The organism is Bradyrhizobium sp. Mp27 (genome assembly GCF_029953005.1).
Classification (GTDB): domain Bacteria; phylum Pseudomonadota; class Alphaproteobacteria; order Rhizobiales; family Xanthobacteraceae; genus Bradyrhizobium; species Bradyrhizobium barranii.
In genome coordinates, this window is sequence record NZ_JASAUS010000054.1 from 44,647 (window position 1) to 55,200 (window position 10,554).

The following is a 10,554-nucleotide window of genomic DNA, read 5'->3' on the forward strand; positions in this document are numbered from 1 at the left end:
CGGCAAAACGGATCAGGCGTCCGCGAAGGGCGAGGGTGGACTCATTTCTCATGGCCGCGCGCTCCGGGTCCGCCGTTCTCGCTGCGACCAGGCTGTCGCCGAGACCGAGATCAGAATGACCAACCCGACAAAAAATGGCGACCAGTAGGACGAAACGCCCAGCAAAATGATTCCATTCTGCAGGATGGCGAGCAGTGCCAACCCCAGAAACGTGCCGAGAACGGTGCCGACGCCGCCCATCAGGCTGGCGCCGCCGAGCACGACGGCCGCAACCACATCGAGCTCCTTGCCCACCAGCACCGTCGGAGCGACGGACTGTGCAAGCTGCGCCTGGACCAGTGAGGCGATACCGGCCATGACCCCCATGTAGCAATAGACCAGCATGTTGAGGCCGAAGACATGGAAGCCGAGTCGCTGCGCGGCATCGGTATTGCCCCCCATGGCGTAGATTTGACGACCGATATTGCTACGATTGAGCAGGAGCCAGGTGAAGAGAAATGAGAACCCGAGCGCGAGGATCTGCAGGTTGACGCCGTAGGACGTATCCTTGCCCCAATCGAACTCGAACCAGAATATCCCGGTCGCGAACCAGTCGGGTAACGAATAGATATATTTACCGCCCGTGAAGAAAATCAGCAGCCCATAGAAAATGTTCAACGTTGCGACGGACACGATGATTGATGGTATCCGAAGCTTCTGGATGAAGATCGCGTTGAGGGCGCCGAGCGCACCGCCAATGCCGATCGCGATCGCAAAAACGCAGATCCAGTTCGCGCCGTATGCGTTCGCCACCGTAAGCGTGACATATTGCGCCACCGATGCCGTCGCCGTGAAGGATATGTCGATTCCGCCGGCGATCAGCACCACGAGCAGCCCGAGGGCGAGGATGCCGACGAATGCGTAGGAGGTCAGCAGGTCAAACAGATTCTGCATGGTCAGGAACTGGCCGTTCGCCGCGCCCAGGCTGGCGCAGAGCACGAGGATCACGATCAACAGCCAGAACTCATGGCTGCGCCGAAACCTGCCAAATGAAGCAAACCGCGATTCAGGCATTGACTGCCTGCCGAAGCGCATCTTCGGAGGTGTCTGCGGCCATCACGTCAGCGGTCAAACGCCCTTCGCGCATCACCAGCACGCGATGGCTGTGATAAAGTACCTCGGGGATTTCGTCTGATATCATCAGCACTGCGACGCCCTCGCGGGCCAGCCGCCGGATGATCTCATAAATCCCATCCTTAGCGCGGATGTCGACACCGACCGTTGGGCTATCGAGGATAAGCACCCGCGGGTTGGTCGCCATCCATTTGGCGAGCACGATCCGCTGCTGATTGCCGCCGGAGAGCGTCTTGACCGGGTTGTTGGGATCAGAGACCTTGATTCCGAGTTCGGCGACCCATCGCGCAACATGGCTTTGCCGCGCGCGTGCGCCAATCAGGCCGAACGCGCCGGCGAGACGTTCCAACACAGTCAGCGTGACGTTCGACGTGATCGACTGGTCAAGGATGAGGCCAAGTGTAAGCCTGTCTTCAGATACGTAGGCGATGCCTCGACGGATCGCGTCTGCATTCGTGTTCAGCGCGATGCGGTGGCCGTCAAGCGCCATGGTGCCTCGATCGGGTGGGTTCATGCCGAACAGCGACAGTGCGAGCTCGGTTCGGCCCGATCCAAGCAATCCGGTAAGGCCCACGACTTCTCCGGCGCGTAATTGCAAGCTCACATCGTCGTAGTCACCATCGCGGCCAAGCCCCTGGACTTCGAGAACAACCGCACCCACGGCAAGGTCGGGCACCTGTTTCTGATACTCGAAAGCCTTCCCGGTCATCAGGTGACTGAGTTTGCTGCCGTCGATGGTCGCTGCGGCAAAGGTGCCTACCTTTGCGCCGTCCCGCAACACCGTCACGCGTTCGGCAATCTCAAGCACCTCGTCGAGGCGATGGCTCACGAATACGACGCAGATACCGCTTCTTTTCAGGTCGCTGACGAGCTTGATCAAGGTGTTGACCTCGTGGCGGGTCAGCGACGCCGTCGGCTCATCCATGATGAGAAGTTTGGCATCCGCCGCCAAGGCCCGGCAGATCGCGACCAGCTGGCGTCCGGCAATGCTGAGTTCGGAGACTTTTGTTTCTGGATCGACCTCAATGCCGACCTTCGCCATTGTGGCCATGGCGATGGCCCGCATAGAGGACCAGTTCACCGTGTGGACGCCGCCAAGATGGTGCGCCATGGCGATGTTCTCGACGACGGTGAGGTTGGAGAATAGCGATAGATCCTGATAGATGACCTGAATGCCGCAATGGGTGGAGTAGACCGGGCTTAGTCTTGGGTACTCCTTGCCGGAAATGACGATCCGGCCTCCTGGTTCCGGCGCCTCGACGCCGGAAATGATCTTGATCAGCGTGGACTTGCCGGATCCGTTTTCGCCGACAAGGCAATGCACCTCTCCGACCTCCAGCGTCAGATCGACGTCGCGAAGCGCATGCACGCCGCCGAAACGTTTTGATATGCCGGACATCTCCAGGAAAGTCGTCAAGGCTTCGTCCTGTAATGGGACCGCTCGTCAAGCGATCGCCTCGACGAGGATCGCATTCCCGGCCGGAAAGCCGGGAATGCAGCGCGACGAGGCGGCTGGGACCGGTGTAGTTCTAGAGTCCTCCGGCGATCAGTCCGTCGATGGTTTCTTTGTTGATCCGCATGATCTTGTCGACCTTGATCTGCTTGCCGGCCACATCGACGGCAGCCTTGCCGAGGCCGGGAACATCGACGCCATCCGTGATTGGCTTGCCATCAAGCACGAGCTTGGCAACTGCAACCATGGCGTAACCTGCATCGGTGGGATTCCACAGGAAACCTTCGCGGATGGTATCATCCGCGATGAGCGATTTCGCCTGGCTCGGCAGCACCGTGCCGACCACGGCGATCTTCTTGCCAAGGCGTTGCTGACGCACCGCATTGCCGGCCCCGATCGGCCCATTCGAGCCGAAGCCGAGAATGCCGCGCAGGTTCGGATAGGCCTTGATCACGTCAAGCGTCGTGCGCTGGCTGGTATCGATCTCGTCGGCGCCGGGGAAACGGTCGGCGACGAGCTTCATTTTCGGGAAATTCTTCTGCTGATAGGCAATCGCGGCGTCGGCCCATTTGTTGTGAAGCGGCGTCGTCAACGTCCCGACATAAACCACGTAATCGCCTTCGCCGCCCATGTCCTTGGCGAGACGCTCCATCTGCACTTCACCGAAGCGAACGGAATCGATCAATTCGACATTCCAGTCACGGCCTTCTTGTTCGGGGCCCTCATGGGTGATGACTTTGATGCCGGCCGCCTGGGCGCGCTTGAGCACCGGCTCGCAGACTTTGACGTCCAGCGGCACCAAGCCGATCACGTTGACCTTTTTGGCGATCAGGTCATCGAGCAGCTTTACCTGTTGTGCCGGATCGACGTTCGCCGGTCCAACCATGGTGGCATTGATGCTGAAGTCCTTGGCGCCCTTCTGGATTCCCTTTTCAAGAGCGTTGAACCACGGAATGCCGGCGATCTTCACGACCGTGACCATTTCCTTTTGAGCCTGCGCAAAAGCAAACCCCGGAAAACCGGTACCGGCGATCGCCGCCGCACCACCAAGCATTTTGATTGTCTGGCGTCTGTCCATTGTTCCCTCCCAGGAAGCTATTTTCAGCCTCTGCTCCTTTACCCGGCACTCGCCTGGCGGAGCAGTTGGCCTTATTCTTGATTGGCGGCGAAAATTTCGCCTCCAGCCTCAGGACTTGCCTGGGGATTAGAGACCAACGCTACGAGAGGTGTCAAGCAAGCGACATGTCAGCTAGCCCCGCCTCTGGCGATGTCCGGGCAAGGCCGATTTTGTTGCAAAAGTCGGCTGTAACCGACGGATGTCTTTCGGCCATTCGGTAAGGCCGACCGGCTTTGATCCGCCGACCCTAACGCTCTCAACGCAGCTCCTACGCGACGCAACGCACAAAGCATGAGCGGGTGGTGGTCGCGCAACGAACGACGCGAGGCGCCTCAGATTTTGAGCGATGGCAGCCAGAACAAACTCGTCCTGGGCGCCCCGTGGGCCACGAAGCCGAAGCCGACCAAGCCTCAGGATGCGGTCCGGCTGAGTGCGAGAGCGACGAATTCAACGTGTCGTGCTAGCTGGTCGTGCCGATACATTGTTGCACAAGCACCGCGCCTATCGCGCGGACTTAATCGGCATGTCAAAGATCTTGCCACTCATGAGGAGAGCGATCTCGGTGGCGGGCAGCGGCTTCTGACATTCGGACAACGGATTGAGCCAGAAATTAGAGTCAGGCAACATTTCGAACAGATTGCGCGCGGCGGCGCCAAGGCACACCTCAGGCTGCTTTAAATAGTCGTAGATACGTTTCTTTGAGATGAAGGTGGGGTGCCATCTCATGTCCTGGAAATCGACCGTTGCAACGTTGATCTCCTCCTGAAATTTGAGCGAGCGACGGCGTCCAGGTTTCATCGGCGCTCCCGGCGTCAGAATGTAGATCTCCGTCTCGAGCAACGCGCGATAGAATGCGGGAACGACGCTGGCGTCCCTTGCGGCAGCCTGCATCAGGGCTTCGAGACTGTTCTCCGGTTCAAACATGGCGACACTCCCAATTGAACCCGACGAGGGGCTGGACTTCAGCGCCTCCAGTTGCAGCCGGATCGCGCTGTCGCCACAGAGCCTTCGCCACGATTGTGCTAATCCTTGCTGCCGCGCAGGGCACGGTAGATCGTATTGCGCGACACGCCCAGACGGCGCGCGGTCTTGCTGATGTTGTTGCCCGTTTCCGCATACGCGGTCAGCACATGCGAACGCTGAATCTCATGCAGATTGGCCTTGAGCCTACCACCCACCGCCCTGCCGGTCAGGCGCTCGCCGCCTGAATGTGCAAGTACGGACTCGACCGATGTCTCGTCGATCAGATCTCCCGGCTCGGCCAGCGACAATCGGGAGAGCACGTTGCGCAGTTCGCGGATGTTTCCATCCCAATCGAGCTCGGCCAAACGATCGATCGCCCCTTCGGTTAAATCCATCAAGGGATCGATCTTGTGGATCAAATGGCGCGCAATCTCGGCGAAATCGGAACGCTCTCGCAAAGGCGGCAACGTCACCTCTAGCGTGTTGAGGCGAAACAGCAAATCGGATCGGAATCGGCCCTTTGCAATCGATTCGTCGAGATTGGCATTGGTGGCAGACACCAGGAGAACGTCGACCTGACGTTTGGTGCCACCGACCGGCCGGACAGTCCAATCGTCCAGAAAGCGCAGCAGCACGGCCTGCAACGTCACCGGCATGTCGCCGATCTCGTCGAGGAAGAGCGTTCCGCCGTCCGCTTCCTTGAACAGTCCCGCAGCCCCGCCCTTTTTTGCTCCCGTGAAAGCGCCTTCGGCATAGCCGAACAGCTCCGCCTCGATAAGGCTGTCAGGGAGCGCTGCGCAATTCACCGGGACGAAAGCGCCGGCCCGTCCACTGGCGGTATGAGCATGGCGGGCGAGTTGCTCCTTGCCGGTGCCGGTTTCGCCACGGATCAGGATCGGGATCTTGCGGACCGCCGCGACTCCCACCCGTTGGACAACGGAAGCGATCGCCGGATCGGCGGAGACGAACTGGGTGGGGACGTCCTTGGGCGTCGACGGCCGAGGCCGCGGGATGGCCTGCATCATCGAGAACTGGCGCGCGTTCTCGATTGTTGCGACGAACTGGCTACCGACCTCGTCCTCGAGGCGCTGGCGTTCCTTGCGCCGGCCTTCATCGACAAAGGCGTTGAATTTCGTACGAAAGACGTCGGCGAAGCGACGACCCGGCGAGGCTGGCAGGCCATGCAGCAGGACGCTTGCGGCCCTGTTGGCTGCAAGGATCCTGCCCTCGTTGTCGACGGCCAGCAGGCCCGCGCTCAACGTATGCAGATACTCGCCGCGGTTATGGAAAGCGATCAGGATGTTTCCGCGGTGATGTTCACGGAACAGACCATTCTCGATCTGGGTTGCCGCCATCACGACGAGCGCCTGGGTATGCGCCTGCCTCGACATGCAATCCGATGACGCGTCCAGTATTCCGGCCAGTTCGCCATCGGGCGCGAAGATTGGCGCCGCGATGCAAGTAAGATTGTTGTAGCGCGAGAAAAAGTGCTCGCCCCCGTGAACGACGATGGCCCGCTTGAGATACGCAGCGGTGCCGAGGCCATTGGTGCCGCAAATGGCTTCAGTCCAGATAGTGCCGGGCCGAATGCTCGCTGCGTTCGAGGCATCACTGAAGCTCGAGTCCGAGATGATGTCGAGCAGCAGGCCGTCGGCATTTGCAAAGGCGATCATGAAATTGGAGCCGGCGATCTGCTGATGCAGCGTGTGCATCTCCGCGAGCGCCAGGCCGCGAATCAGTGAACAGCGCTGCTGCTCCTGGCGCAAAACAGCGGAGCTCACTAACTCGGGCGAAGGAGGGCGCAATGTATCGAGACCAAGCGAAATGCAGCGCATCCAGCTGTCGTAGATATCGGCCGATAGAAGCTCTGCCGGCGGCACGCCGCGCTGATCGAGCGTCATCCAAGCATTGTCCATGCGTCGGCTGGCGGTCAGCATCATAGCTCCTCCGGGAGTCGCGGCTTGGCGATTTCCTCTTGGTCGTAGCCCGGTTCGGGTCGTTCTCGCGCGTGGCGCGGTTCTCACGATCATAGATCAAACAATCAGAAATCCAAATTTCTGCTCACCCGCTGTTGCAGCCGTCGAACTGTTCCGTCTCGGAACAGTCGCTCGCAAAGTCTGCTCCGAGGCGGATCGGCGCGAGCACTCCCAAGATCGCAAGAACAATAGAAAGATCAGGCCGTTGTGCGCTTGGCACAGCCCTTGCTCAACTGTTCAGCGGGATGGCGATCGCGTCAGATCGACAGAATAAAAATTTTGCCGGGGAGGCGTTTAATGAAAGCGGCGGTGCTTCATGAGTTCGACGAGAAGCTGACGGCGAAGGAGTTCGTCAAGTTCGATGACGTAACTGACCCGAAGATCTCGCGCCCGATGGACGTGATCGTGCGCATCGGTGGTGCCGGCGTCTGTCGCACCGATCTGCACATCGTTGAGGGCATCTGGCGCAGCAAGGTCGACGTCAAGCTTCCATACATCATGGGCCACGAGAACGCCGGCTGGGTCGAAGCGATCGGCCCGGGTGTCGAAGGGATCAAGGTTGGCGACAGCGTAATTTGTCATCCGCTGGTGACCAGCGGGCATTGTCTCGCGTGCCGGCGCGGCGACGACATGCATGCGCTGGACAGCTCGTTTCCCGGCATCAATGCCAATGGCGGCTATGCGCAGTATCTGCTGACGGGGCAGCGCTCCCTGATCAAGCTGCCGAAGTCGCTCGCACCGAAGGATGTTGCTCCCTACACCGATGCCGGGCTGACGGCTTATCGCGCCGCGAAGAAGGCATCCCGTCATCTGTTGCCCGGCGAATATGTCGCGGTGATCGGCGCCGGTGGGCTGGGCCATATCGGCATCCAGGTTCTCGCAGCGCTCTGCGCGGCAGAAATCATCGTGGTCGATCGCGCCGAACAGTCTTTCGAACTCGCCAAGAAGTGCGGTGCACATCATGTCGTGAAGGCAGACGGCAACGAAGTCGAGGCCGTGCTGGCGCTGACCGACGGGCGCGGCGCGGAGGCCGTGATCGATTTTGTTGGCGAGGGTGACGCCATCGCCAAGGGCCTGTCGATGACAGCGAACGCCGGCTACTACTACATCGTCGGGTATGGTGGGAAGATCGATATCCCGACCATCGACATGATCACGTCGGAAAAGACCATCGTCGGCAACCTGGTCGGCACATACGCCGAGCTGGTCGAGCTGATGGCGCTCGCGGATCGCGGCCTCGTCGAACTCCACACCAAGGAATACAGGCTGAGCCAGGCCAATGACGCGCTTCACGATCTGCATCATGGACGCATTCATGGCCGCGCGGTCCTGATCCCGTAGGGCATGTGCCGCGACATGCAAAGCTTCGGTCCAGATCATCGAACGAGAGTTGCGCGAGTGACAAAGGACAGCCGATGCCGGCCACCGATCACCACCGAGGAAGCCGCTGAATTGCAGCGCGCCCGTGATCGGATGATTGCCCGGGACAGGCTGATCGACGAGATGGTCGATAACAACGAGATGCAAATCAAGAATGAGTACGCGCGTGGCGGAGCCGAAATCGAACTCGCGTGCGCCGTGCGTGGCGCGGCGCGCGCCGACGCCGGAAGCGACGCGCATGCCGAACTGGAGCGAGCGATCGCGCGCCTGGAGATGCTCCGGGAGGAGCATCGACGCCTGGTGGTCGAGCGTGAATGGCTCGACACGTCCCTGCGGGAGATCGACAACGGTCCTTCGTCCGGCGACCACCAACGTTCGGGGCACGCATGATGAGCAAGGACAACGCAACCATGATTGCATCAAAGCAACAGGCACAAATGCCGTCTCCGCAACCGGACATGAGCGAGGAAGCCGGGTCGAAAGACGCCTTCTTCATTCAACTGGCCGAGATCGCGGAGGCCATGATCGCCGCGCACGGCAGGGATTTCGCTACTGGTGCGCTGGTCCTCTCGGCGAAATTCGTTGCCGAAGGCAAACCTCTCATCAAACGAGCCAACGGAGGTGACGAGACCGTCAGCGCCGAGAAACCGGGCTGACGTGAAGCGACGAGTCAGCAGATCAATCAATCCATTTAACGGACTTAAAGTGTGTTTTGCGGCGGAGAATTTCAACAAAGCGATCCAGGGGTTTGACCCGGAACCGAAGCGAGAATGCCGAAGATAACGCAACGTTCAAAGGAGCTGGAAATGTCTGCAAGTCTGACACTGAACAAGATCACCGCGCAGAAGGGGATCAGCATCGCTGAAGCGGCCAACCGCGTCGCGGACCTTGGTTGGACGCCAAGCTACGTGCAGGAGGCGATGACTTTCCCGACCGACTACAAGATCTCGAAGACACCGCGCGACCCGATGAAGCAGGTCCTGCGGTCATATTTCCCGATGCAGGAAGAGAAAGACAACCGCGTCTATGGCGCGCTGGATGCGGCGTTGCGCGGCGACATGTTCCGCAATGTCGAGCCGCGATGGGTCGAGAGGATGAAGCTGTTCCTGGCGATCATCCCGTTCCCGGAGATCTCGGCGGCGCGTTCGATGGCGATGGTCGGGCGGTTGGCGCCCGGTGAGGAATTGCGCACCGGCTTCACCATGCAGATGGTCGACGAGTTCCGGCACTCGACGATCCAGATGACCTCAAGAAGTGGTACATGGAGAATTACATCGATCCAGCCGGGTTCGACATCACGGAAGCCGCGTTCGGTAAATGCTATGCGACCACGATCGGCCGCCAGTTCGCCGAGGGCTTCCTGACCGGTGACGCAATCACCGCGGCCAACGTCTATCTGACGGTCGTCGCGGAAACCGCCTTCACCAATACCTTGTTCGTGGCGATGCCGTCGGAGGCGGCGCGCAACGGCGACTATGCATTGCCGACCGTGTTCCTGTCGGTCCAGTCGGACGAATCCCGTCATATCGGCAACGGTCACTCGATGCTGATGGCGATGATCAACGATCCATCGAACCACCAGCTGCTGGAGCGCGATCTGAAATACGCCTTCTGGCAGAATCACGCGATTGTCGATGCCGCGATCGGGACGTTCATCGAGTGCGGCACGACCAACCGCGACAAGAACAAGGAGTCCTACGCCGAGCTCTGGCATCGCTGGATCTACGAAGACTATTACCGGACCTACATGCTGCCGCTCGAGAAGTACGGCATCAAGATCCATCACGATGACGTCGCCGCCGCCTGGGATCGGATCGTCAAGAAGAACTATGTCCACAAGACCGCGCAGTTCTTCACAGTCGGATGGTCGGTGAACTTCTGGCGTATCGAGGCCCAGACCGAGCGGGACTTCGAGTGGTTCGAGCACAAATATCCGGGCTGGTACGCCGAATTCGGCGACTTCTGGAAATGGCACGCCAAGCTCAGCGTGCCCGGCGAGACCAACATCCTCTTCAACAGCGAGGTGGGCTATTCGTACCCGCATCGTTGCTGGAGCTGCATGGTCCCTTGCCTGATCCGCGAGGACTTCGTCTGCGACGAGGTCGACGGCAAGATCTACACTTACTGCTCCGAAGGTTGCCGTTGGACCCACAAGGTGGCGTTCGCCGCGGAATACGAGGGCCGCGCGACGCCGGCAATGGGCCGCTTCAGCGGTCGCCGTGAATGGGAGGACTGTTATCACGGCTGGGACGTCGCCGACGCGATCAAGGATCTCGGTTTTGTCCGGCCCGACGGCAAGACCATGATCGCGCAACCGCATCTGCGCTTCGACTCCAAGGACATGTGGACGCTCGATCACGTGCGCGGACACACGCTTGGCAGTCCGTTGCGTGGCTTCAGAGCGCTTTCGCCTATCGAGCGCGAGGTGGCGACGGCTGAATACAGAGCTGGCCCCGCAAATTCGGACAGTAGCTTGAGTGGATTTTCTGCCTGACAGCGGCGAGGATTCTTGCTGCGAATCAGGAGCGAAGATGACGAAGAAGAGCCGCCGG

General features: G+C 60.0%; 8 protein-coding genes and 1 pseudogene. 4 read left to right on the forward strand and 5 right to left on the reverse strand.

Features of this window, described 5'->3' with window-relative positions; translation table 11 throughout:
* Positions 1 to 48: 48 nt before the first annotated feature.
* From QJT78_RS25345 to QJT78_RS25365, 5 genes are all read right to left on the reverse strand, one after another.
* Positions 49 to 1,053 carry an ABC transporter permease gene (locus tag QJT78_RS25345; RefSeq protein WP_028150069.1) on the reverse strand — a complete coding sequence of 335 codons (1,005 nt, stop codon included), beginning with the start codon at positions 1,051 to 1,053 and terminating at the stop codon, positions 49 to 51.
* Positions 1,046 to 2,530 carry a sugar ABC transporter ATP-binding protein gene (locus tag QJT78_RS25350; protein ID WP_080586607.1) on the reverse strand — a complete coding sequence of 495 codons (1,485 nt, stop codon included), beginning with the start codon at positions 2,528 to 2,530 and terminating at the stop codon, positions 1,046 to 1,048. Before QJT78_RS25350 ends, QJT78_RS25345 begins: the two co-directional genes overlap by 8 nt.
* Before the next feature lie 112 nt (positions 2,531 to 2,642).
* Positions 2,643 to 3,644 (reverse strand): autoinducer 2 ABC transporter substrate-binding protein, encoded by a 1,002-nt coding sequence (locus tag QJT78_RS25355; RefSeq protein WP_028150067.1) that lies wholly within the window; start codon positions 3,642 to 3,644, stop codon positions 2,643 to 2,645.
* A 540-nt stretch (positions 3,645 to 4,184) separates the two neighbouring features.
* A complete protein-coding gene (locus QJT78_RS25360) occupies positions 4,185 to 4,607 on the reverse strand; it encodes an SseB family protein (RefSeq protein ID WP_028150066.1) in 423 nt (140 codons plus the stop codon).
* Between the two features lie 98 nt (positions 4,608 to 4,705).
* Positions 4,706 to 6,586, reverse strand: a complete 1,881-nt coding sequence (locus QJT78_RS25365) for a sigma-54-dependent Fis family transcriptional regulator (RefSeq protein WP_244433258.1) — start codon at positions 6,584 to 6,586, stop codon at positions 4,706 to 4,708.
* A gap of 333 nt (positions 6,587 to 6,919) precedes the next feature.
* Between QJT78_RS25365 and QJT78_RS25370 the strand changes: the two genes are divergently transcribed.
* From QJT78_RS25370 to QJT78_RS25385, 4 genes and pseudogenes are all read left to right on the forward strand, one after another.
* A complete protein-coding gene (locus QJT78_RS25370; protein WP_038943529.1) occupies positions 6,920 to 7,963 on the forward strand; it encodes an NAD(P)-dependent alcohol dehydrogenase in 1,044 nt (347 codons plus the stop codon).
* 57 nt (positions 7,964 to 8,020) lie between these two features.
* Positions 8,021 to 8,392, forward strand: coding sequence for a hypothetical protein (locus QJT78_RS25375; RefSeq protein ID WP_028150063.1), 372 nt, complete (start codon positions 8,021 to 8,023; stop codon positions 8,390 to 8,392).
* Positions 8,389 to 8,658: a hypothetical protein gene (locus QJT78_RS25380; RefSeq protein WP_240537604.1), complete on the forward strand. Its 270-nt coding sequence runs from the start codon at positions 8,389 to 8,391 to the stop codon at positions 8,656 to 8,658. Before QJT78_RS25375 ends, QJT78_RS25380 begins: the two co-directional genes overlap by 4 nt.
* 150 nt (positions 8,659 to 8,808) lie before the next feature.
* Positions 8,809 to 10,496, forward strand: a pseudogene (locus tag QJT78_RS25385) (aromatic/alkene/methane monooxygenase hydroxylase/oxygenase subunit alpha).
* Positions 10,497 to 10,554 lie beyond the last annotated feature (58 nt).

Coding starts and splice junctions, on each gene's coding strand:
- QJT78_RS25345 (WP_028150069.1), bottom strand. CDS start 1,053: ATGCCTGAATCGCGGTTTGCTTCATTTGGCAGGTTTCGGCGCAGCCAT.
- QJT78_RS25355 (WP_028150067.1), bottom strand. CDS start 3,644: ATGGACAGACGCCAGACAATCAAAATGCTTGGTGGTGCGGCGGCGATC.
- QJT78_RS25360 (WP_028150066.1), bottom strand. CDS start 4,607: ATGTTTGAACCGGAGAACAGTCTCGAAGCCCTGATGCAGGCTGCCGCA.
- QJT78_RS25365 (WP_244433258.1), bottom strand. CDS start 6,586: ATGATGCTGACCGCCAGCCGACGCATGGACAATGCTTGGATGACGCTC.
- QJT78_RS25370 (WP_038943529.1), top strand. CDS start 6,920: ATGAAAGCGGCGGTGCTTCATGAGTTCGACGAGAAGCTGACGGCGAAG.
- QJT78_RS25380 (WP_240537604.1), top strand. CDS start 8,389: ATGATGAGCAAGGACAACGCAACCATGATTGCATCAAAGCAACAGGCA.